This window comes from Tenacibaculum sp. TB-53, assembly GCF_059716285.2.
Genome location: NZ_CM202790.1, coordinates 1,620,832 through 1,643,951 on the forward strand (window position 1 = coordinate 1,620,832; position 23,120 = coordinate 1,643,951).

The 23,120-nt window shown below is 30.6% G+C and carries 19 protein-coding genes; 5 read left to right on the plus strand and 14 right to left on the minus strand.

Annotation, left to right across the window (positions count from 1 at the left end):
- Nucleotides 1–50: 50 nt before the first annotated feature.
- On the minus strand, nucleotides 51–1,589 hold the full coding sequence (locus tag AC3VJB_RS07405) for a peptide MFS transporter (protein WP_159615716.1): 1,539 nt from the start codon (nucleotides 1,587–1,589) through the stop codon (nucleotides 51–53).
- Nucleotides 1,590–1,776: 187 nt separating this feature from the next.
- On the opposite strand from AC3VJB_RS07405, the gene AC3VJB_RS07410 reads away from it, so the two are divergent.
- The 4 genes from AC3VJB_RS07410 (at nucleotide 1,777) to AC3VJB_RS07425 (ending at nucleotide 6,949) form a co-directional block, all read left to right on the plus strand.
- Nucleotides 1,777–2,463 carry a TetR/AcrR family transcriptional regulator gene (locus tag AC3VJB_RS07410; protein WP_159615704.1) on the plus strand — a complete coding sequence of 229 codons (687 nt, stop codon included), beginning with the start codon at nucleotides 1,777–1,779 and terminating at the stop codon, nucleotides 2,461–2,463.
- Complete coding sequence (locus AC3VJB_RS07415; RefSeq protein ID WP_497666963.1) at nucleotides 2,447–4,117, plus strand: peptidase domain-containing ABC transporter; 1,671 nt, start codon at nucleotides 2,447–2,449, stop codon at nucleotides 4,115–4,117. Before AC3VJB_RS07410 ends, AC3VJB_RS07415 begins: the two co-directional genes overlap by 17 nt.
- A 6-nt stretch (nucleotides 4,118–4,123) precedes the next feature.
- The gene (locus AC3VJB_RS07420; protein ID WP_047789332.1) at nucleotides 4,124–5,485 is read left to right on the plus strand and encodes an HlyD family secretion protein; all 1,362 of its coding nucleotides are present in this window, start codon (nucleotides 4,124–4,126) and stop codon (nucleotides 5,483–5,485) included.
- 66 nt (nucleotides 5,486–5,551) lie between these two features.
- A complete protein-coding gene (locus AC3VJB_RS07425; RefSeq protein ID WP_047789333.1) occupies nucleotides 5,552–6,949 on the plus strand; it encodes a TolC family protein in 1,398 nt (465 codons plus the stop codon).
- Here the strand turns inward: AC3VJB_RS07425 and AC3VJB_RS07430 are convergent.
- From AC3VJB_RS07430 to AC3VJB_RS07490, 13 genes are all read right to left on the minus strand, one after another.
- Entirely contained in the window at nucleotides 6,944–8,047 is a 1,104-nt protein-coding gene (locus tag AC3VJB_RS07430; protein ID WP_047789334.1) for a hypothetical protein, read from the minus strand. The two genes, AC3VJB_RS07425 and AC3VJB_RS07430, sit on opposite strands and share 6 nt — an antisense overlap.
- Nucleotides 8,048–9,133, minus strand: coding sequence for an amidohydrolase family protein (locus AC3VJB_RS07435; RefSeq protein ID WP_047789335.1), 1,086 nt, complete (start codon nucleotides 9,131–9,133; stop codon nucleotides 8,048–8,050).
- Between the two features lie 20 nt (nucleotides 9,134–9,153).
- Nucleotides 9,154–9,681 carry a 3-hydroxyanthranilate 3,4-dioxygenase gene (locus AC3VJB_RS07440; protein WP_047789336.1) on the minus strand — a complete coding sequence of 176 codons (528 nt, stop codon included), beginning with the start codon at nucleotides 9,679–9,681 and terminating at the stop codon, nucleotides 9,154–9,156.
- An 83-nt stretch (nucleotides 9,682–9,764) separates the two neighbouring features.
- Nucleotides 9,765–10,541: an SDR family oxidoreductase gene (locus tag AC3VJB_RS07445; protein WP_394420752.1), complete on the minus strand. Its 777-nt coding sequence runs from the start codon at nucleotides 10,539–10,541 to the stop codon at nucleotides 9,765–9,767.
- 1 nt (nucleotide 10,542) lies between these two features.
- A complete protein-coding gene (locus AC3VJB_RS07450; protein WP_159492512.1) occupies nucleotides 10,543–10,761 on the minus strand; it encodes a DUF6500 family protein in 219 nt (72 codons plus the stop codon).
- Nucleotides 10,754–12,196, minus strand: coding sequence for an aldehyde dehydrogenase (locus tag AC3VJB_RS07455; RefSeq protein ID WP_497652425.1), 1,443 nt, complete (start codon nucleotides 12,194–12,196; stop codon nucleotides 10,754–10,756). The genes AC3VJB_RS07450 and AC3VJB_RS07455 overlap by 8 nt, the downstream gene beginning before the upstream one ends.
- 68 nt (nucleotides 12,197–12,264) lie before the next feature.
- Nucleotides 12,265–12,678, minus strand: a complete 414-nt coding sequence (locus AC3VJB_RS07460; protein ID WP_253679855.1) for a RidA family protein — start codon at nucleotides 12,676–12,678, stop codon at nucleotides 12,265–12,267.
- Nucleotides 12,679–12,742: 64 nt separating this feature from the next.
- A complete protein-coding gene (locus AC3VJB_RS07465) occupies nucleotides 12,743–13,261 on the minus strand; it encodes a DUF1697 domain-containing protein (RefSeq protein ID WP_497652426.1) in 519 nt (172 codons plus the stop codon).
- A gap of 1 nt (nucleotide 13,262) precedes the next feature.
- The gene (locus tag AC3VJB_RS07470) at nucleotides 13,263–18,101 is read right to left on the minus strand and encodes a DNA repair ATPase (protein WP_497666964.1); all 4,839 of its coding nucleotides are present in this window, start codon (nucleotides 18,099–18,101) and stop codon (nucleotides 13,263–13,265) included.
- An 87-nt stretch (nucleotides 18,102–18,188) separates the two neighbouring features.
- Nucleotides 18,189–20,258 (minus strand): Band 7 family protein, encoded by a 2,070-nt coding sequence (locus tag AC3VJB_RS07475; RefSeq protein ID WP_047789343.1) that lies wholly within the window; start codon nucleotides 20,256–20,258, stop codon nucleotides 18,189–18,191.
- A 25-nt stretch (nucleotides 20,259–20,283) separates the two neighbouring features.
- Complete coding sequence (locus AC3VJB_RS07480; protein ID WP_497666965.1) at nucleotides 20,284–20,994, minus strand: hypothetical protein; 711 nt, start codon at nucleotides 20,992–20,994, stop codon at nucleotides 20,284–20,286.
- A gap of 2 nt (nucleotides 20,995–20,996) precedes the next feature.
- Entirely contained in the window at nucleotides 20,997–21,710 is a 714-nt protein-coding gene (locus tag AC3VJB_RS07485) for a PspA/IM30 family protein (protein WP_497666966.1), read from the minus strand.
- 11 nt (nucleotides 21,711–21,721) lie between these two features.
- A complete protein-coding gene (locus tag AC3VJB_RS07490) occupies nucleotides 21,722–22,117 on the minus strand; it encodes a CesT family type III secretion system chaperone (RefSeq protein ID WP_047789346.1) in 396 nt (131 codons plus the stop codon).
- A gap of 243 nt (nucleotides 22,118–22,360) precedes the next feature.
- Here AC3VJB_RS07490 and AC3VJB_RS07495 point away from each other — a divergent pair, with 243 nt between their 5' ends.
- Entirely contained in the window at nucleotides 22,361–23,119 is a 759-nt protein-coding gene (locus AC3VJB_RS07495) for a helix-turn-helix domain-containing protein (RefSeq protein ID WP_047789347.1), read from the plus strand.
- Nucleotide 23,120 lies beyond the last annotated feature (1 nt).

Below are 23,120 nucleotides of genomic sequence, written 5' to 3' on the forward strand. Positions count from 1 at the left end.
TTAAACATATATTTGAAAGCCTCAGAGTAATTTCTGAGGCTTTTTTAGTTTTAATGTACTTCAAACATCCATTTTTTTACAGGCTTATAAAAAGCAATGACTAATAAACCTATTATTACTGATATTACTCCTAGGTTGGCATACACAGAAACATATGAGTACAATTGGTGAAAAACCTCAGGTTGCCCCATAACGGTTGTGGATGATAAACCGGTTAATAATTCAGTTACTTTTCCAAAAAAGCCCTTAGAAAATACTCCTAAACTACCGTTAACAACTGTTGTTAAATTGGCTATTTTACCTGCAAAAAAATGACCATAAAAGTTTGCTGAAAACCATACGCCCATTATAAAAGCAATGTACTTTACTGGAGATAACTCTGTCATTTTAGATAATCCAATAGGAGATAAAAACAGTTCTCCTGTTGTTAGTATAAAGTACCCTAAAATCAAATACATCATTGGAGTTTTAGCTAATTCATCAACTTGATAACCTGACAAGCTAAAAGTTATAAAACCTACCCCTAAAAACAATAATCCTAATCCAAATTTTATAACAGAGTTTGGATTCTTATGTATTTTATGCAAATACCCCCAAAGCATTGAAAATGGGACTGCCATTAGAATTATAAAAGTAGAATTAATACTATTTGTTTGAGCTGCATTTATTCCTACTAAGTTGACATTTCTATCTGCAAATAAAGTCAGTGAACTACCTGCTTGTTCAAAAATTGCTGCAAACAATGTATACAAAACGGTAAAAAATATAGCTACAGAAAGTTTTTTACGTTCTTTTGAAGTTACAGTTCGTAAAATCTTAATTAAAAACAATATCAGAAATAACGAAACAATCCAAACTAAGTAATGCTCAAACTCATGGTAATAAACTATCAATGCAAATACAGGAACAGACAAAAGTGCTGCAATTGTTATTAAGTTTCCTTTTTTTACTCCAAATTGTTTCTCATCAAATAATTCTTGATTTGGTACTAAGCCTTTATCTTCAAAAACATTTTTCTCAAGTCCACCTTTAAAAACTAACAAGCCTAACAACATTCCTATTCCAGCCAAAACAAACCCATAATGCCAACCATATAATTCAGCTAACCAAGCACATAATAATGGAGCTACTGCTCCACCAATATTAATTCCCATATAAAATATGGTAAATCCTGCATCTCTCCTATTATCTCCATCAGCATATAACTTTCCAACAAACGAAGATATATTGGGTTTAAAAAAACCGTTTCCAACGATAATTAAAGATAACGAACCATAAAAAAATATCGGATGTTCAAATGTCAAAAAGAAATGTCCTAATGCCATTAACACACCTCCTAAAACAATTGCTTTTCTAAATCCTAATATTTTATCAGCAAGCATACCTCCTATCATAGGAGTCACATACACTAACGACATATATGCTGCATACACACCAAAAGACATTTCATCAGAAAAAAGTAAATGTTTTGTCATATACAACACCAATAAAGCTCGCATTCCATAAAAAGAAAAGCGTTCCCATAATTCAGCAAAAAATAAGTATAAAAGTCCCCTTGGATGCCCTAAAACATCAGTTCTTGAATTCATATATTCCATAAATTTTAAGTTTATACGAATATATTTTTCGACATCTAAAACCTAAAGGTATGTAGTTAATTGTAGTAAAAAATAAGCTTTTGTAAGTTTTTGTAACCAAAAAATTAACATCTTATTAATATCTACAAACGCTTATTTAATAGTTTTACTATTATATTTGCGCTATTAATTTTTATTTATGAAAAATTTACTATCAAATTTAAAAATAGAGATCCCTTCAGGAATATACATCAAAGACCCTGAAACCTCTGATTTGGGTAAAAGAATAATAGAGAACAGTATTATACTTATTGAAGAAATTGGTTTTGAGAATTTTAATTTTAAAAAACTAGGAAAGTTAATAAGCTCTAACGAAAGTTCTATTTATCGTTACTTTGAAAGTAAACATAAACTCTTAGTTTACTTAACTTCTTGGTATTGGGGGTGGATTCAATATTTATTGGTAATCGAAACTTACAGTATTAGTAACCCAAAAGAGAAATTAATTAAGGCCATAGAAGTTCTAGCTAGAAAAGCTGAGAAAGACAATAATTTTTCACATATTAATGAGGCATTACTTAACTTAATTGTAATTAACGAGAACTCAAAATCATACTCTACTAAAGAAGTAGATACAGAAAATAAAGAAGGTTTTTTTAAATTGTACAAAGAAGTAGTAAAACGTTTTGCTGAAATAATTAGTAATTATAACAATAATTATAAACATCCATTAACACTTGCAAGTACTATAATTGAAGGTATATTACATCAGCAATTTGTAAAATCTCATTTTAAATCACTAACTAATTGTGATAAAAGTACAACTACCACTTCCTTTTTTATTGAACTAACTTTAAACGTACTTTCTAATGAAAGAGAAAAATAAACTAACTCCATGGCAGCGATTTCTAGGATTAATAAATCTAGAAAAAAAAGACACCTTACAAATAGCATATTATGCCATTTTTGAAGGAATTGTTGCACTATCATTACCCTTGGGAGTACAAGCCATTATAAACTTGTTACAAGCGGCACAAGTATCAGCTTCCTGGATTGTTTTAGTCATCTTAGTTACTTCTGGCGTTGTTTTTAGTGGAATATTAAAACTAATGCAATTTAGAATTATTGAAACCATACAACAAAGAATTTTTACAAGAGCATCCATAGAGCTTAGTTATCGTTTTCCTAAAATTAAAATGATAGAATTAAGAAACTACTATCCACCTGAACTTGCCAATCGTTTTTTTGATACGCTAACCATTCAAAAAGGTATTTCTAAAATATTGATTGATGCTCCATCAGCCATATTACAAATTGTTTTTGCTTTATTACTATTATCTTTTTATCATCCATTTTTTATTGTTTTTGGATTTTTAGTTATGTTACTAATTTATGTTGTATTTAAATATACAGCACAAAAAGGTTTAGATACTAGTTTAAAAGAATCTAAAAACAAGTATAAAGTTGCTCATTGGTTACAAGAAATAGCTAGAACTATAATAAGTTTCAAATTATCAGGAAAGACAAGGTTAGCCCTTGAAAAAAGCGATATTTTAGTAGATAATTATTTAAAATCTAGAGAAAGTCATTTTAAAGTGCTTGTTATGCAATATATTCAAATGATTAGTTTTAAAGTTATTATTACTGCTGGGTTACTTCTTATAGGTGGTTTTTTGGTTCTTACTCAACAAATGAATATTGGTCAATTTGTTGCTGCAGAAATTATTATAATTTTAATTATGAACTCTGTAGAGAAACTAATACTTGGACTCGAATCTTTTTATGATGTACTTACATCTATAGAAAAGCTTGGGGAAGTTATTGACAAACCTATAGAGCCACAAAAAGGCAGTAACATTAATAAAGATAAGCCTTTTAAAATTGAACTTCAAGATGTTTCCTACATTGTAAATAATAGACAAAAACCTGTCATAAATAAAATTTCATTTGAAATTAATCCACAAGATAGAATTTTAATTCAAGGAAGTAGCAACTCAGGAAAATCTAGTTTAATTCAACTTATCTCTGGTTTAATAGAGCCTACTTCTGGTAATATATTTATAAATGATTTATCTTTAAAGGGCATTTTTATTAATAATTACAGATCTAACTTAGGCTTGTCTCTTTCTGAAGAAACTCCTTTTAAAGGAACTATTAGAGAAAATATAACTTTTGGTGACTCTTCAATAACTGATGAAGAAATATATAGCATCTTTAAAGTTGTGGGATTAACAGAATTTTTAAAGCAGCAACCTAAAGGTTTAGATACTTATTTAAAACCTGAAGGAAAACTTATTGCCTATACTGTAGCAAAAAAAATCATCCTTTCAAGGGCTATTATTAAAAGACCTAAACTACTTATTTTAGAAGACCCTCTAGACCAATTTGAAAAAAATGAAGCTAAGAAAATTATCGATTTTATTACTAATGTTTCTCAACCATGGAGCTTAATTATCGTTAGCCGTAATGAACATTGGAAAGAAAAATGTAATAAACAAATTACCCTTGAAAAAGGCAGTATTACTAACTTTAAATCGTAAGTAATCATGTTAAACATATCAAAAAATACAGTTTCGGACCAAATAGATATTACGAAATTCAAATCTGGAAAAGAAATTTTTAACAAAGAGTATCATAAGTTATTTAAAAGCTTTTTATTAGTTTTTTCTGTAATTTTAATAATTATTTTATTTCTACCCTGGACACAAAATGTATCTAGCGAAGGGCTTGTTACTACGTTAAAACCTAACCAAAGACCACAAACATTACAATCTCAAATACCTGGGCGTATAGAAGAATGGTTTGTACAAGAAGGTGATTTTGTTAAAAAAGGAGATACTATTTTAAGAATTTCTGAGATAAAAAGTGGTTATTTTGATACTAAGCTTGCCGAAAGAACTGGTAAACAGTTAAACTCTAAAACACTTTCTGCTAAAGCATATAACAATAAGATTAGTGCCTTGCAAAATCAGATTATAGCTATTAAAAGAGAACGTAAATTAAAACTAGAGCAAGCAAAAAACAAATTAAAACAAGCCTACTTAAAAGCTAAAAGTGATAGTATTGATTTTGAAGCTATTAAAATTAAGCAAAAAATAGCTCAAACTCAATTTGATAGAACTGTTACCTTAGAAAAAGAAGGTTTAAAAGCTGTAAAGGATGTTGAAGAAAAAAGAGCAAAACTTCAAGAGTTATCCGCTAAATTAATTTCTCAAGAAAACAAATTCTTTACTTCTAAAAACAATATTATTAATGCACAATTAGCTATTAGTAGTACACAAGCTTCTTATGCTGATAAATTATCTAAAACAGAAAGCAGCTTGTATAGTGCACAATCTGGTGCTTATGAAGCTGATGTTCAAGTTTCAAAACTTGAAACTAGCTTAGCTAATTACAACAAGCGAAGCTCTTTATTATTTATTACTGCTCCACAAGACGGTTACATTAATAAAGCTATAAAATCTGGTATTGGTGAAACGTTTAAAGAAGGTGAAAAATTAGTAAACATTATGCCTGCAAATTACGATTTAGCTGTTGAAATGTATATACAACCTATAGATTTACCTCTAATTCATATTGGTGAAGAGGTACGTGTTGAGTTTGATGGTTGGCCCGCAATGGTTTTTAGTGGCTGGCCTAATGTATCATACGGAACTTATGGTGCTAAAATTGTAGCTATTGAAAACTTTATTAGTAGTAATGGAAAATACCGTGTTCTAATTGTTCCTAATGAAAAAGAAGAACCTTGGCCGAAAGCCATTAGAGTAGGTTCAGGTGCAAAAACTATTGCTTTATTAGAAAATGTACCTATTTGGTTTGAGTTATGGAGACAAATTAATAGCTTTCCTCCCAACTTTTATCAACCAGATAACAAAGGAGGTGATAAAAAAGCTAAAAAAGAGGAATAATAAACTTCTTAGTAGATTAAAGCAAGTTAAAACATCACTCTAACTAATAATTAAAAAGACAACTAAATGAAAAGGCTATACATCCTTTTTTTGTTACTAAGCTTTATAGCTACAGCACAGGATAATTTAAGTACTCAACTTAGTTTAGAAGAGTATTTAGGTTATGTAAAGAAACACCATCCCGTTATTAAACAAGCGGAACTTATTACAAGTACCAATGAGGCTAAATTATTAAAAGCTAGAGGTGGTTTTGACCCTAAAATAGAAGTAGATTACGATAGAAAAGAGTTTAAAGGTAAAGACTATTACAAAAAGTTAAACTCAACCTTTAAAATTCCGACTTGGTATGGAATAGAGCTAAAAGGTAGTTATGAGAATAATTCTGGTCAATATTTAAACCCTGAACACAATACTCCAGAAAAAGGACTATATAATGTTGGTGTATCGGTTTCTTTAGCAAAAAACTTATTCATTAATAAAAGAATGGCTACTTTAAAACAAGCTAAACTCTACACACAGCAAGGTAAACTAGAACAACAGTTACTCGTTAACGATATTTTATTTGAAGCCATCAACACCTATTTAAACTGGTTACAGTACTACCAAAGTTATAATATTTATAAAGATTATTATGCCAATGCTGATATCAGACTAAAGAACATAAAAAAAAGTTTTACAGCAGGTGATAAACCAGCTATTGATACTTTAGAAGCTAACATCAATTTAAAAAACAGAAAGTTAGACCTAGAAAAAGCAAATATTAAATACATTAAATCTAAGTTAGAGCTTTCTAATTATTTATGGATAGGCAATAATATTCCTATGGAAATAAAAGAGGAAATAATTCCTGATAGTAGCACTTTTTCTAATATTGATATTATTCTAAATACTTCTGTAACCACCTTATTTGATAATGAGTTTGAAAACCATCCTAAATTAAAGTTACTAGAGTTAAAGAAAAGAAACCTAGAAATAAATAAGCAACTAAAAGTAAACAACCTATTACCTAAAGTAGATTTTCAGTATAACTTCCTTGCTTCAAAAGTGGATAATTTTGATGCTTTTAGCACCGCTAATTATAAAAATTCTCTTCAAGTTAGCATTCCTCTATTCTTACGTAAATCTAGAGGAGATTTAAAACTTGCTAAGCTAAAACTACAAGATATCGACTTTGAAATTGCATCAACTAAAGTTTCTTTACAAAACAAAATAACGGCTACCAAGCAAGAAATTACATCATACAAAAAGCAAAATGATATTTTAAAAAACCTTGTGAAAGACTATCATACAATTGTAAAGAGTGAAGAACGTAAATTTTCTTTAGGAGAAAGCTCTATTTTTTTAATTAACTATAGAGAAGTAAAATTAATAGAAAGTAAATTGAAAGAAATTAAAAACCAGTACGAATACGCTAAAACTAAAGGAAAACTCATAAAGCTATTAGGAGAGCTAAATAATTTATAATTGTTGTTTGTACTCTTCTAACAATGCTTCATCAATAATTATATGCTCAGGAAGAATTCGCAAACGATATTTACTTTCACCTACAAACGTAATTAGATCTTTACGATCTAATTTTTCTTCTTCTAGGTTTAAAATTGAATTTATATTATCTATAATTCGTGTAACATAGGTTTGACTTTTTATATCACCTCCTGAATTAACTATAATTGATTGTTTTTCCGCCTCTAAAAACTTTCTTCTATAAGCAAATGTTAGTAGGTTTTTATACTGTGTTGTTTTTGAGCCAAAATCTACTTTAGCATTGACTATTCCTTTAGATGGAATGGTAAGCTTTATCAGTGACCAGTCTAAAAACTGAATTTTCATTTCATTAGGTTTTGGTGTATGAGCCAGTTGTATTACCCAACTTGTTGCCAATACTAAAAAAACCGATACTAACGATGTTTTTGCTACAACCCTAATTAATTGATTTGCAAATTCATTATCAAAACCAATAAAAATGTCCGACAATTGGGAAACGAACAACAAAAAGATTACTATAACTGATATAAAAGCTACCAACTTTAAGTCTCGATGCATAAAAGTCTTGTAAAAAGAAACTCCCATTAAAAAACATAAAAAAGTTGTTAGTAAAACATCTGGAAGTGCTGCTATTTTTATTCCGTAATAAAAATCATTACCATATAAAAAAGAAAATGATAAAGTTATGGAAGCCACAATAACAATTATAATCGCTATAATTTTTACATTCTTTTCATTTCTATAAATAAATTGGGGGGCATCGTGCACATAATATAATGCCATTAACCAAAATAAGTTATTTATTGTAGACAGAATGTTTATTCCTACTTGATGAATTGTTGTTTTTTCAAAAGTAAAATAACTTGCAGAAAGTGCCCAAATACCAGAAACCACCCAAACCAACATTCCAAAGCTAAAATACAACAAGCCTTTATCAACTCTTTTAATTGAATTTCCTTCTTCTAAAACTTCTTTAAATCGCTTTGTAATATTATAGTAGATTGCTAATAATAACACAGCTCCAATAAAAGAAATACACGTATGTAATAGGTTATGAAACTGTGTTACTTCAGCCATTTATTGTAAAATTTTAGATACTAAATCTTTTTTCGCTTTTTTATCATCTCCAAACAACCACTGTAATACATTATCCTCCCACATTTCGTCTTTCTCTTGCTCATTAATAATCTTTCTATCAATAGCTAAATCTAAAATTTTCCCTGGATATGATGATTGAATTTCACTCTCCATCTCTCCTAGTGGATATGGATCATCCAGCCCTATTAATACTTGTTTAGATCCTTGATTTTTAATCAACAAATCCAAAGAACCAGTATCATGAACCAATGTATCAAAGAAGATGTTTTTATGTCCTACAGCTTTACGAGGGTGTTGTTTTCCTTCAAACAAATCAGGTCTTCCATCAAATCCTTGAATACGACGCCCTAAATTCATTTGTGCTAACTGACCTCCATGCGCAAAACAAACTCGCATATTAGGATATTTTTCATAATATCCATTTAACGTTAAAAAGTGATAGGCATCTGCGCATTGTGCCAACATCCAAATTAAGTGAAAACGCCAACTTGTATTTTGTAGTTTGATGAATTTCTCCCCGTCATACGGATGAATTTCAACTGCTAAATTATACTTATCTGCTAATTCAAAAATAGGTTCATTTTCCTCGTCAAAAATACAACGCCATGTACCAATAGTGTCCATATAGTGTGTTGGCAAACACAACAAACGCATCCCTAACACCTCAACACACCGCTCTATTTCCCATAAAGCTCCACGAACAAACCCCGGATGCACCACAAAACCACAAGTAAACTTCCCCGGATTATCATGTTGAACACGTGCATTAAAATCGTTTTGAAAACGTAACGCTTGCTTCATTTCTTCTAAACGAAGTCCATTACCATATAATTGAGATAGGTTCAAAACCACTGCATGATCAATTTTAAAATGTTCCATCCATGCTAGTTTTTCATCTAAAAAGAAACTAGAGTCCGTCACGGGACGACTCCAGTCTTTTTGTAACATGAATTTTCTATCCTTATCTACCCAAAAAATCCCTTTGTCTTTCATAAACTGCGGAATTTGCTCTGGATAAGGCAATAAATGCGAATGTCCGTTTATTCTTAATTTGCGTTTTTTCATTTTAGTTTCTATTGCAAAATTTATGCTTTGTTTGGTGCTTCCATCACAGTACCACATTTATCACAAGTACATTTCTCTTTGTCAGAATAGTACTTATCAAAAATTATTGGCATATCAGTTTCAATATTATCTAAAGCAAATTCTTCTCGGTATAATTGATGTCCACAATTTTCACAATACCATTCCAAGGCATCCATCATTCCTTCATCACGTGGATATTCAATAACTAAACCTACTGTATTCGCTTTACGTTGTGGTGAGTGTGGCACCTTCCCTGGTAACAAATAAATATCTCCTTCATTAATTTCAACATCAATCATTTCCCCTTTGTCGTCAATGATTTTTAGCACCATATCTCCTTCTAATTGATAGAAAAACTCTGGTGTTTCATTGTAGTGATAATCCTTACGATTGTTAGGCCCTCCAACAACCATTACGATATACTCACCATTATCCCAAACCTGTTTATTTCCTACTGGTGGCTTTAGTAAATGACGGTTTTCATCAATCCACTTTTTGAAATTCAAAGGTTGTACTAACTTGCTCATTTTATTTAGGTTTTTAGGCTTTTAGATTGTTTTAAAGATACTTAAATAGTCTTGTTTCTAAAAGTCTTTATTTTTGATCTCTTTTATAAAGATTTTGTTCTTCCTCCATCAACAGGGACATTAATTCCGTTGATAAAACTTGCTCTTTCACTTGCTAAAAACACAATAGCATTAGCTACTTCTTCAGGTTTTGCAAAACGTTTTGCTGGCGATGCATTTTTCATCATTTCTGCAACTTCATCGATAGTTTTACCTGTTTTTGCTGCTTTATTATTGATAATTTCTGTCAAACGCTCTGTGGCTGTAGCTCCTGGTAACACATTATTCACTGTAATTCCGAATTGACCTAATTCATTCGCTAAGGTTTTACTCCAATTAGCAACCGCACCACGAATAGTATTCGAAACTCCTAAACCATCTAGAGGTTGTTTTACTGAAGTAGAAATTACATTTATAATTCTACCATAATTTTGTTCTTTCATAAACGGTACTAAAGCTTGTACCAATACATGGTTACATTTTAAGTGCATGGTAAAAGCACGCTCAAACTCTTCTAGGGTAGCATCAAACACTGGACCTCCTGCTGGACCTCCTGTATTATTCACCAAAATATGAAACTGTAAATTTGTTGCCTCTAACTTCTCTTTTAAGTCTGCAGGATTGGTAAAATCAGCAACTAAATATCCATGATTTTGGTTATTATTTGGTAACTCAGCTAACACCGCTTTTAATTTATCTTCGCTACGAGCTACCAACGTTACATTTACTCCTTCTTGAGCTAATTGTATTGCTGCTGCTTTTCCTATTCCTTGTGTACTACCACATACCAAGGCGTTTTTATGTTGTATATCTAAATTCATTTTATTCGTTATTCTGAATCATTTGTTTAATCTTAACCGCTTTCTCAAAATGATCTAATTGATGTGTTTGAATCCACCAAGTAGCCACTTCCATCAGTACTTTCGGATTGTCATTTTTATTTTTGAAAAATGCATAAAACGAAAGCCCTACATTTTCTCCTTTTTTAACAATCTTCTCTTCACAAACAGCAATTATTTTTTCCTTTATTTCTTTATTCATATTTTATACATACATTTTTGGGTTCTGTAAAAAAGCGTAATGCTTCAAAACCTCCTTCACGCCCTACTCCACTCGCTTTTTGACCTCCAAAAGGTGTTCTTAAATCACGTAATAACCAAGTATTCACCCAAACAATTCCTGTGTGTAATTCTTTAGACATACGCATGGTTCTTGTCAAATTGTTTGTCCATAGTGTTGATGACAATCCATACACCACGTCATTAGCTAACTGTAAAGCTTCTTCTTCTGTTTTAAAAGACATTAAAGTAACTACAGGCCCAAAAATCTCTTCTTGATTTAACCTACACTTGTTACTTGAAACTTCAATAATCGTCGGTTGTAAATAGTAACCGTTCTCACAATTCTTAACAGTGACTCTGTCACCTCCGTATAAAATCTTCCCTCCTTCTTGTTCCGTAATATCTATGTATGATTTTACCTTTTCTAAATGTGGTTTCGATACCAAGGCTCCAATATTTGTATCTTCATCAAAAGGATTTCCTATTTTTAATTGCGATACTTTTTGAACAAAATCTTTTTTGAATTGCTCGTAAATACTTTCCTCTACAAAAATTCTACTTCCGCACAAACAAATCTGACCTTGATTTGCAAATGAAGAGCGAACTGTAGTCGCTAACATATTCTCATAATCGCAATCAGCAAAAATGATGTTTGGATTTTTTCCTCCTAACTCCAACGATAACTTTTTAAACATTGGCGCTGCAGTACGTGCAATATGAGCACCTGTTGCTGTTCCTCCTGTAAATGAAATCGCTTTAATATCTGGATGTTCAATAATGGCTTGTCCTGTGGTGGTTCCTAATCCGTGAACTATGTTTAATACCCCTTTAGGTAAACCTGCTTCATTACAAATCTCCCCTAACAAATAGGCTGTCATAGGTGTAACTTCACTCGGTTTTGCTACAACACAATTTCCTGCAGCTATTGCTGGAGCTATTTTCCACGTAAATAGGTAAAGTGGCAAATTCCATGGAGAAATACATGCAACTACACCAATCGGTTGACGTAACGTAAAGTTCATCGCTCCTAAACCTACACTTTCGTGAGCTTCGGATGAAAATTGTGTAATTGCATCTGCAAAATATTGAAAATTAGATGAAGCTCTCGGAATATCAATCACTGTAGCTAAACTTAAAGGCTTTCCATTATCCTTAGCCTCAGCTTTTGCCAATTCAGGTAACCTTTGCTGAATTAACTGTGCTATTTTAGAAAGAATATCCCTACGTTCGTTTAAGGTAGTGTTTGACCAAGACGGAAAAGCTTTCTTAGCTGCTTCATATGCTAACGCTACATCTTCTTTAGTAGAATTAGGAATTTGACCATACACTTCTCCAATAGATGGATTATAATTATCAATATAATTATTTGCTACCGGTATAACGAATTCTCCGTTTATATAATTTTTAATAGTCATTTCATTCACAGATTAAAGAAACCAAGAGAGGAAAAAGTCTCTTTTCTTTTCTAATGGTTCTTTGTTCTTTATTCTTGCTTTTTGTACGCTACCACTTTAATTTCAATCAATAAATGAGGATGTGGTAATTGATGTACAGCAACGGTAGTTCTCGTTGGTCCGTTATAATCAAAATATTCAGCATATACTTCATTATAGCCTCCAAAATCATTCATATTCACCAAAAATGAAGTTACATCTACAATATCTGATAAGTCTGCTCCTACTTCTTGTAAAATATCTCGAATGTTTTCAATTACCGCTCGGGTTTGCTTTTTAATATCTAAGTTGGTCGTTCCAAACTCATCTACGGCAACACCTTCAAAAGAATTATCAGGTCTTCGAGAACTTGTTCCAGATACATAAATAAAATCTCCTACTTGTTTTACATGCGGAAACTTTCCTCTTGGTATTGCTTTTCCTTTGATTACTTTACTATCCATGTTTTATATTTTTTAATTTCAAATGCATTTTTCATGAGATTTCTCCCTTTGATAGAAATGACATTTACGAACTGGTTAACTCTATTAATTTATTCGTGGTTTTAAAGTTACGAGTAGTTGCTGAAACTTTTAACTTTCTTTCAAAAAAATTATTCGTCAATTTTGTTTTCCCATACCCTCCAGCTGCATTTACATAAACCACATCTTTTAAGATGGTGTATTCATCTTCTTTCGCATCTACTTCTATCTCTTTTATTGTAGTTTCATTGAATAAGAAAGTAAAATATATTTGTTTTTCGTTTAAATTACTATAAGGGTTGTTTTGAAGAATCTCTTTTATTTCTTTTACTTCTTTTGCTAGAACAAGAACATCATAATCATATTTTTCTTTAATTTTTGTATGAATATTCTTTTCTACCTCTTTTGAGTCTTCTCTAGTTTTTAACACAATATTGCCACTTTGGATATAGGTCTTTATAGTATTATATCCCAGTTCTTCTAACAGTGTTTTTAATTCTTGCATCGGAATTTTATTTTTCCCTGAAACATTAATCCCTCTTAACAAAATAATTATTGTGTTCATTTTATCCTTGCAATCCTTTTCTTAAAACCTCTTTAATACCTTCTAAATTATCTGAAAATGACATCATTTGGTTTAATATTTGAGCCATTTCATTTTTATTCCCCAAACCTTTTAGCTTATTATTCTTAACAAAAATTTCTTTTATATCATTCCATCGGTTTGCTTCGTTTTCTGATATATCTCCTATTAATTCTTTATACTTCAATAAATTTGCTTCAGCAGAAGATGTTAATGTTTGAGATTCACTTTCATAATGAGACAATACCAGTCTTTTTAACTCATTATCATTCATTATTGGTACTACTTTAGCTACTAACTTATTCATGTCTCGATATGAACCTTGTAACTTAAAAGAGGGTTCTGTTCTATATTCATCTTCCTTTGCAGCCGACTCAATATATGCTTTATTTACTTTTAAGATGGTATTCCTTATAGTTATTACTTTTTCTAATACCGAAATATAATCTTGAATCTCTTGCTTTGTATGATTTCCTTTCAACTCCCCTTCTTCAGTATTATTTTCAACTCTATTTATCAAAGCATAAACATCTTCAAAATATTTACTACTTAACTGGTGTAGTATAGGATTTGATGTTAATGAGTTTTCTATTAAACTAAGTTTAAATAAATGATCTGTATCTCCTATAATATCTCCTAAGTTATATATATCAGCTCGGTTAGCCAACATATCAGGTATTTGAAACTTATCTCCACTTTCAGTATATGGATTTCCAGCCATAATTACACAAAACTTCTTTCCTCTTAAATCATATGTTTTTGGCTTTCCGTTATATACTCCTTCTATTTTTCTTGTTCCATCTGAAAGAGAAATGAATTTTTGTAAAAACTCAGGATTACAATGCTGAATATCATCTAAATACAACATTACGTTATCTCCCATTTCAAAAGCTAAATTTAACTTTTTGAGTTCTTCTCTAGAAGCTGAATTTGTTGCTGCTTCCGGGTCGACTGAGGTTACCTCATGACCAATGGCAGGTCCATTAATTTTCATAAAGATTAATCCTAACCTATTGGCTAGGTACTCCATCAAAGTAGTTTTTCCATAACCTGGGGGTGATATTAAAAGTAACATCCCCATTCTGTCTGTACGTTTATTATCTCCAACCGTTCCTAACTGCTTAGATAAGTTATCTCCTATCAAGGGAAAGTAAACTTCATCTATTAGCTTATTTCGAACAAAGGAAGATAATACTCTTGGCTTAAATTCATTTAACTTTAATGTCTCTTTTAAATTTTCTACCAATAGGTGTTTCGCCTCTTTGTATGCTAAAAAATTAGGTACGTCTTCTTTTGAAAAAAACTCTAATCTTTCAATGAAACTATGATAATTAAATTCAAAACTTCCTTCAATAATAGTATCGTGTTCTCCTCTTAACTCTTTAATGGTTTCTTCAGGGTTTGCATGTAAAACAGCATTAGGCTCATGGTGAAATAATAATAACGAAATTACTTCATCTGTGTAATTTTCATTTCCATCAATAGATGATATAAATGAGCTTACCCATTGTTTAGTCAGCTGAATTTTTGCGCTATAATCTGTAGTCTTTTCAAGATTACTTTTAAACACATGTAATGCATCTTGTTTTGTTAGATACTTTATAAAGTCTTCTTTTATTCCTAACGCAATAGCACTTATTATAAATGAATTAGTGCTTTTTAATTGGTTAAATAGGTAACTAGCTATTGTTTTTCCTACCTCTTTAGAAAACAATAAAGTTTCTTCTGAAAGAGTAGTTATTTCTTTTTGTAATTTATTTATTAAAAAATCGTATTCTTCACTTTCAGGAAAGAATCGTAAGACATCTCCTGATGCTTTTATTGAAAAATTATAATAATCTTGACGCTCTTTAGGCAAAGAGTTCCAGAAATATTGAGCGTATGCTCTAGTGTTTGAAGCGTATGTTAACAAACCTAATTCGTGATGTTTATGGACTAGTGTATACAATATTTTAAAAGCATCAATATCGTGCACGCCTTTTACATATCCTTCTGCAAACAAGCTTCCACTTTCATTTTGAACTAACGCTAATAAACCTTGTTCGTTTAGCTTTAATAATTCATCTGTTGAATACGAAGTAAATAATTTATACGCCAAATAAGAAGATCTATACACTAAATCGTTCTCAGAAACTAGTTCTTGATTCCAATATTTTTCAGATTTAAGTAAAATTTCATTTTCAACTTCTTGATAGAAATTGGTTCCTGTTAAATGATAATGTAACGTTTGATCTTTGTAAACTATTGATAAATCCAACGGTTGTTTATTAACTCCAAACTTGTGTTTTCCTAAGCGAATTATATTCTCACCATCTTCATATAACTCTTGTTTATCTTTTAATTTTCTTAATGCATCTTCTTTAGCTACTTTAAGTTGTGTTTCTATAGCTTCAGCTTTACCAACTGACTCTAAATCTTTTAATTGATTAACAATATCTCTAACTTTGTTAATCATTAAATCAGCAGCAAAATATCCGTTAATATCTTCAACTGAGGGGTAACTTTGTGCCTTTTTTGCTATACTTTTTAAAATTCTTTCAGAAGCAGCGCTTAATGCTTCTATTTTCTTATTTCTTTTTTCGAGTATTGTACTCTTTCGGGCATCAAAAGCATTATGAACTTCTTCTCTCTTCTCTATAATTAAGGAAATAAATTCTTCAAAATCGGCAAACTTACCTTCAATTTCCTCTAACTGAATTGCTATTTTTGTGAGGAACTCATCACATTTTTCTGGCGTAGTAGCCATATCAATGTAATTAATAATACTTTGATCTATAAGTTTTAATTGAGCAGAAAAATCTGCCTTAGCTTCTTTACTTCCTAAAGTTTTAATTGTATTTTTAATTCCTGCTTTTAATTGATTTAATGTAGCAAAGATTAAAGAGATATTATCAATAATTCTAGTCGATTGAGAAGTATCTTCTATTTCTAAATTTGTTACAATTTCAATTAAAAGTTCTAAATCTGTTGTTATTTGATCTACTTCTTTTTCAAGTTTTTTAGCTTCTACTACCTTTTTTATAGATGTTAAATCATCTTGCCTTTCTTGAACGCGTTTATGGTAGGGTTTTAGAGCTTGATCATTCAACAAAAATTCTACACATCTTTTTGATATTATTGTGTTTTGTTCTTCAATTGAGTTTTCAATTTCTTCTAATATGTCAATTGCTATATAACGAACATCTTTCAAGCTTATGACCTGCCCTCTTAATACTCGTAGTTGATTTAATAAGTCAACAAAATCTTCTATGGTCTTAAAAGAAGTACTTTTGATCTTACTTAAAAGTTCATTAGATTTTTCTTGAATAATCTTGCCTTCTTTAGCTGCTTGTTGCTTTAATTGAGTTACCTTTTCAAATTCATCAATAGCAGCATTTGCTGCATCGTTAATTTCTGCAACAGGTACACTTAACTGTTCTGTTTCGGGCTCATTTATCCAGTAATAACTACTATTAATATCATTAGATTTCTTAGCTATATCACTATATAAACCAGCATAACTATCTTCTTTATTTAAAAGTGTTATTAATTCATGGCACTCTGCCATTGCTTTTACAATATCTTTATTACCAATCTTATAAAGTAAGGTATCTTCATGTAATGATGGAATACTGTCTGTTTTTACATAAGGTGTTTGCCAAATTTGAACAACATGGTGTTTTGTTTGCTCATTTTCAGTTTTGAAGTAACACAATTCTCCATTCTCTAAAATTGTAAAACCATTGCAAACAATAGGTATTTTTACCTCTTGCTCAATAATGTTATAAGACATTAATATATATAGCCCTCTTGTTGTAGCATAAAACACATATAAAAAGTCTTCTCCGTTGGGAGAAACTATTTTCTCTTGGAACTTAACGTCTTTAGCGTTATTTTCAAAAAGTTTATACTGCCCTGTTTGTAAATAATATCCATCAGGAAAAATAAGACCTTGATCGTCTGGTAATAATACAGCACAGTCTTTAACACTATTTACTTTTTGAACTTCTTGTAACTTATGATTATAAATAAAATAACGAGCTTCTTCCTGAAATGGTTTTATCTCTAATAGAATAAGGTTTCCTAAATCGGCATAACGAAACTGACCATCATCTAATGTTTGATCAACATGTTCTACTGGCTCTTCAAGAATTCCTTTTCCTTCATCAGTGTTATCTTCTATCTTAATAGTTAAATCACCTCCGATAGTTTCGACAAAAACTTTATCTAAAATAGAAATATGAGAGTAAGTACCATAACGGTGCATATCTCGGGTTACTTCTTGCCAATTAAATTCATGTTGCTTTGGAAACCTGTATTCATGCTCACTTCTATTATCAACATATACTAATTCATTTTCCTTTATTAACCACTTAAAAGTTTTCACATCGGTTTTACTCTCACTTAACTGGAAAACCATGTGAAGGTAATTATCTATAATTGCAAATTTTGCAAAAATAGTATTTCGATAATACTTGTATAGGTTAGTAAAGTCAGTTATGAAAGTTTCATTATGAAGAAAATCTAATGATTTTGGCTGAAAACGATTGTCTTTAAACTCATAAGCGCTGAAAACATCCGATAACTTAATATCTGTTCTTAGTCCAAAATGAACATTATATCCAAAGATTGAAGTGTTTCCTAGAGATACAATATCTCTAGCTATACAGTTGTTTTCTGTGTTAATTCTATCATTTGCTATAAGCTTTGTTTCAATTGTACCAAACACATGCTTTCTAGCATCATTTAATCTTTGTAACCTATTTAGTAGCTCTTTTTTTTGTTTTTGAAGACGGCTCTGAATAATCTCATAAGTTCCGCCATCAAGTTGTTGATTATCCATATAAAATTACGAGTTAAAATTAATTTTAAAACACTTATTAAAAGAAATCCCGAGTATTGAAAAATCAATACCCGGGCAAGTGTTATTCTAACTCATTTTTTTATTAGATATATCTAAACCTTTTGCTAAGCTAAAAAGGTTTCCTAAAAGCGTTTGATCGTCATCAGATGTTGCTCTTTCTTTAAGAGTCATTAATAAGTTAGCAATTGTTAGGTTTTTAATATCATCAGAAGAAATTCCGTATTTTACAGCAAAATCTCTAACGCGTTCCATTAAGTTTCCTTTCACATCATCACTACTTAAAATAGCATCCTTTACCTCTTGTAAATTACTACTATTTTCAATCATCTTATCTAGTCCTTTAGCCTTAGTAATTTGTCCCATTATTTGCTCAAAGAACATAGTCTCTCCTCCTACTATATCAATTTTAGCAGATTTTAATGCTTGTCCAATAACATCAGCTTGTGCATCTGCAATATCTTTTTGTATGTTGATGTGCGCTAAATCTACTTTTAAATCTTTTTCTAGACGCAGTTTAAACTCTTCGTGTTCTTTACCTACACCATCTAGTTTTTTCATTGCTGCTGCTTTTTCTTCAATTCCAGCTGCATCTGCTAAGGCTTTTTCTCTTATAATTTCCGCTTCAGCCATTCCTTCTTTTCTTAGTGCTTCAGCTTTTGCTTCAATACCTACAGCCTCTGCTTTTGCTTTCTTCTCAATAATAAGTGCCTCCATTGTACCAAATCGTTCACTAGCATCTGCTTTGGCATGCATTACTTGAGCTTCTGACATTCCTAAAGTAGCTTCTTCTTTTGCTTTTGCATCTGCTAATGTCTTACGAGCATCAGCTTCTTTTTCACTTGCTTCTTTATGTGCCTGCGCTTCAATGTTTATTTCTTCTGCTTTTTGTTTTGCAGCTTCTTTTTGAGCCTCAGCTTCTTTAATTGTTTTAATTAAATCTTCTTGAGCTTTTGCTTCAGCTAACGTAATGGTAACTTGCTTTTCTCTTTCTGCTGTTTTAAACGCCTGAATATCTTTCATATTCTCTTGTTCTTCAACAACTCCTTTTTCTAAAGTAACACGATCACGAATAACATCTTGTATGTTTTTCTTCTCTACTTCAACTACCTTTTCTTTTTCAATCTGAGCCAATGTAACTATTCGCTCACGTTCAGTAGCTTCTAACATTCTATCTTTTTCTACTCTTTCAGTTTCAACAACATCTGTACGTAATTTATTCTTAGCCGCTACAATAACTTGTCGTTGTTTGTTTTCTTCTGCTACTTGTACTTTTTCCTCTGTTGCTATTCTTGCTGATTCTGATTTTAATAGCTCTTCTTGATTAACTTTTAAGATTTCAGCTTCTTCTCTTGCTTTAACGTTGGCTATTTCTCTTTTTTGTTGTTCTTCTTTTTCCGCTAATTGTTTATCTAATTCTAAAATAGCTTCACGAGCTTCTACATCTTGCTTTCGAATAGTTTTCTCTTCATCTCTTTTTATCAAGTTTGCTTTAATATTTTGTGCAGCTGTTAATTCAGTAATTTTTTTAATTCCTTCTGCATCTAAAATATTATCTGCTTTTAAATAAGATACTGATGTTTGCTCTAAGTAATCAATTGCACAGTCTTCCAGCGTGTATCCATTTAAGTCAGTTCCTATTATATCAACAATTTCATCTCTAAACTCTCTACGAGCTTCATACAACTCTGTGAAGTCAAATTTTTTCCCTACCGTTTTTAAAGCTTCAGAAAACTTAGCTTCAAATAAATCTTCTAGAGTTGAAATGTCTGATGCTCTATCGCAACCTATAGTTTGTGCTACTTTTTTAATAAATTCTACTTCATTGTTTACTCTTACAAAAAAGGCAACTTTAATATCTGCTCGCATGTTATCCTTACAAAGCAATCCATCATTACCTAAACGTTCTATTTGAATTTTCTTTACAGAAATATCCATAATTTCTACTCTGTGAAATACAGGTATTACATACATTCCTTTATCTGTTGCTACTTTAGTTCCTCCGAAACCTGTACGTATCAATGCTTGCCCTTGCGGTACTTTTTTGTAAAACATTGCTATTATAGCAAAGTATAAAATAATAAGGAATAGAATTAAACCTACACCTACTCCAATAACCTGTAATAAACTGTTTGTCATAGTTCTTTTTTTAAATAATTTGTTTTTAATTTATATATGATTGTGCGTAATAAAAAGACTTATCTTGGCTTTGTTTTATAATCAAGATTTGCTCTCTAAATTGTATAGGACTCCCATCTAACGATTTAATATTTATTGATAAGTGAGTCCCTTCAGCTTTTACTTCAGCTGAACCTAATTTTTCTTCTTTGATGTTCGATAAAGAAACTCCTACTCTACCTACTATATCTATCGGTAAATCTCCGTGTTGATTTAAGCTCTTAAAAAAACTTTTAAAAGGTGTTGTAAAAATTTTATTGATAAACAACGAGGGTAAAAAACCTATTAACATTAATGCAAAACCAAAGCTATTGTTTATACTTCCTGTTAAAACAGTAGAAAATGCCGTACAAATCCACCAAATAAAAATCCAACAGGTAAACGTAAACATAAAAGGTAACCCTACAAAATTGAAGTAAATCAGAAAAATTTGCCACCATTTTAATGGTTTTCTTCTCTTGCCTAGTACATCTTCTTTATTTACTTCTGCATTTGAAACATCATGAAAATCTGCATTTCCTCCTTCTATTCCTGAATCTGTATCAATATCAAAATCTGCATCGATATCTACGTCTATATCTAAATCGAAATCAACTCCTGAAATCATTGTCACTATCCAATACAACAAAAGTATAATTACCAGTATTGTAAGTGGTAAGTTAACAGATGAAAATATAATATCAGTAAAAGTGTTCAATTTTATTCTTCTTTACTATTTAACCCTAATTTTTCTTTTAATTTTGACAGACTTTCTTCTGCCGAAGTTTCAGTTACATCTGCTGCCTCTGACAGTTCCTGATCTATTGATTTAGATGATTTCGCTATTTCTCCATAAGCTTCAGCCAAAGCTTCTTCTTGTTTCACTTTCTCTTTCATACGCTCTAACATAGCAACAGTACTAGCACTATCAATATCAGCCATTTGTTTATTCAAATTCTTAGTTGCCTTAGAAACTTTAACTCTTGCTTTTAATGTTTTTAATTCATTTTCCCATTTACTAATATTCTGTTTAATCTCTTGAATATTGTACTCTAATTTACTTACTGAGTCATTAAACTGAGCTTCTTCTTTTTTTACCATTCCTATTTTATGGTTTGTCTCTTCTTTTTTCATTAGAGCTTCTTTTGCTAATCGATCTGCTTCAGATACTTCTATATCACCATTTTGTCCTTTCTTTAAAATCAACACAGCTTTTTGCTCATAATCTTGACCCTTATATGTTAATTCTTCTACATCATTTTTAGCTCTAATAGCCAACGCCTTTACTTGCGCTAAGGATTCTAAACTCTTCTCTAAATTCAGTTTTAAGTCTCTAATTCCTTGTTCTGTCATTTTAATAGGATCCTCCATTTTATCTATCGCAGAATTTGCTTCTGATTGCCCTATTTTAAAAAGTCTTTTAAAAAAATTCATATCTATTTTTTTTAATATTTTGAAAAATTAATAATGTGATCTGAGTATTCACTTAAGAGTAAGCTAAGTGAGTTTAAACTCGCTTCAAACTCATTAGCGTCTAAATTCTCTAATTGAAGTGTATCTCTAAAAATAACACGCTCTCCACTTTCATCTAAGACAAAAGCCCCGTGGATTATATCTCTATTCTTTTGCAGTAAACTCCTAAAAACTTCTTGATTAGGCTCTTTAATTTTAAAGATATATTGTTCAAAAATTATAATTGGATTTGCAACTCCTATAATTAAGTTTTTAATTCCTTCGTTTTCTTTCTCAACAACAAAAATACCTTCTTCTTGATTTTCTTTTATTATATTGAAATTTAACCCAAGTAAAAACTCCTTTACCTTACTAAAATGTGTATTCATTTTTAAGCAGTTTGATTAGTTAATATAGCATTCTTTTTAAGCGATAATATTACAAAAAGTTTCTAAAATCAAAGACACTTAACATAATATTATTAGCAATATAGATTCAAAAAAATTAATTTTAAACATCCCCCTACTAATTTTTAAACTAAAAAAATTAGCAAAAATAAAAATAATTAGCTAATATTGTTTGCTCAAATATACAAAAATAAAAACATTCAGCAAATAAAATTAGCAAAAAACATGTCATTCTTTGGTAAAAACATAAAAAAAATCAGAAGTGTTAAACGTTTAAGCCAGCAAGCTTTTGCAGAACTCTTCAACCTTAAGAGAGCTACACTGGGCGCTTATGAAGAAGGCAGAAGCGAACCAAAAATTGATACCATTATAAAAATTGCTAATTATTTTAGCATTCCTATAGACAATTTATTAACTTCAGAGCTCACAGTTAATAATTTACTTCAGTTTAAAGAGGATTTAACCCTAGAAACTGAAAAACTATCAAAAGAAACCTTCACCATTATACCTTGCATAACCGAAAAGACAATTACAGAATACATAAAACACCACAACAAAACTTCTTTTATTGATGATTTATCCAAAATTCAACTCCCTATTAACTCTCAAAAAAAACTCAGAGCTTATACCGTTTCTAATTTAGAAATGGCTAATCACAATAATGGATTATACCCTAACGACATAGTAATAGGCCAGTTTACACCAAACAACACTATAAAGAACTTAAAAAATGGAGAACTCACACTAACTCTTGTTAAAAATGAATTGATTCTACGCAAACTATACATTGAAAACGATTCTGTAACTCTACGTGCAAACCATAAAAACATCCCCGATAAAACATTTTCTATTACAGATATTAAAGAATTGTGGAAAATACAATATGTATTTTTCAATAGAATTCCTGACCTTAACACCTCTATAGAAAACAAACTTTCTTTTTTAGAACAAGAACTTTTGAAACTAAAAAGAGAACTACAATAAA

Excerpts from the sequence above, each read along its gene's own strand:
- AC3VJB_RS07455 (WP_497652425.1), bottom strand. The coding sequence starts at position 12,196 with ATGACTATTAAAAATTATATAAACGGAGAATTCGTTATACCGGTAGCA.
- AC3VJB_RS07475 (WP_047789343.1), bottom strand. The coding sequence starts at position 20,258 with ATGACAAACAGTTTATTACAGGTTATTGGAGTAGGTGTAGGTTTAATT.
- AC3VJB_RS07450 (WP_159492512.1), bottom strand. The coding sequence starts at position 10,761 with ATGAATAAAGAAATAAAGGAAAAAATAATTGCTGTTTGTGAAGAGAAG.
- AC3VJB_RS07435 (WP_047789335.1), bottom strand. The coding sequence starts at position 9,133 with ATGAAAAAACGCAAATTAAGAATAAACGGACATTCGCATTTATTGCCT.
- AC3VJB_RS07445 (WP_394420752.1), bottom strand. The coding sequence starts at position 10,541 with ATGAATTTAGATATACAACATAAAAACGCCTTGGTATGTGGTAGTACA.
- AC3VJB_RS07430 (WP_047789334.1), bottom strand. The coding sequence starts at position 8,047 with ATGGCTGAAGTAACACAGTTTCATAACCTATTACATACGTGTATTTCT.
- AC3VJB_RS07415 (WP_497666963.1), top strand. The coding sequence starts at position 2,447 with ATGAAAGAGAAAAATAAACTAACTCCATGGCAGCGATTTCTAGGATTA.
- AC3VJB_RS07440 (WP_047789336.1), bottom strand. The coding sequence starts at position 9,681 with ATGAGCAAGTTAGTACAACCTTTGAATTTCAAAAAGTGGATTGATGAA.
- AC3VJB_RS07460 (WP_253679855.1), bottom strand. The coding sequence starts at position 12,678 with ATGGATAGTAAAGTAATCAAAGGAAAAGCAATACCAAGAGGAAAGTTT.
- AC3VJB_RS07420 (WP_047789332.1), top strand. The coding sequence starts at position 4,124 with ATGTTAAACATATCAAAAAATACAGTTTCGGACCAAATAGATATTACG.
- AC3VJB_RS07425 (WP_047789333.1), top strand. The coding sequence starts at position 5,552 with ATGAAAAGGCTATACATCCTTTTTTTGTTACTAAGCTTTATAGCTACA.
- AC3VJB_RS07470 (WP_497666964.1), bottom strand. The coding sequence starts at position 18,101 with ATGGATAATCAACAACTTGATGGCGGAACTTATGAGATTATTCAGAGC.
- AC3VJB_RS07485 (WP_497666966.1), bottom strand. The coding sequence starts at position 21,710 with ATGAATTTTTTTAAAAGACTTTTTAAAATAGGGCAATCAGAAGCAAAT.
- AC3VJB_RS07490 (WP_047789346.1), bottom strand. The coding sequence starts at position 22,117 with ATGAATACACATTTTAGTAAGGTAAAGGAGTTTTTACTTGGGTTAAAT.
- AC3VJB_RS07405 (WP_159615716.1), bottom strand. The coding sequence starts at position 1,589 with ATGAATTCAAGAACTGATGTTTTAGGGCATCCAAGGGGACTTTTATAC.
- AC3VJB_RS07465 (WP_497652426.1), bottom strand. The coding sequence starts at position 13,261 with ATGAACACAATAATTATTTTGTTAAGAGGGATTAATGTTTCAGGGAAA.
- AC3VJB_RS07495 (WP_047789347.1), top strand. The coding sequence starts at position 22,361 with ATGTCATTCTTTGGTAAAAACATAAAAAAAATCAGAAGTGTTAAACGT.
- AC3VJB_RS07410 (WP_159615704.1), top strand. The coding sequence starts at position 1,777 with ATGAAAAATTTACTATCAAATTTAAAAATAGAGATCCCTTCAGGAATA.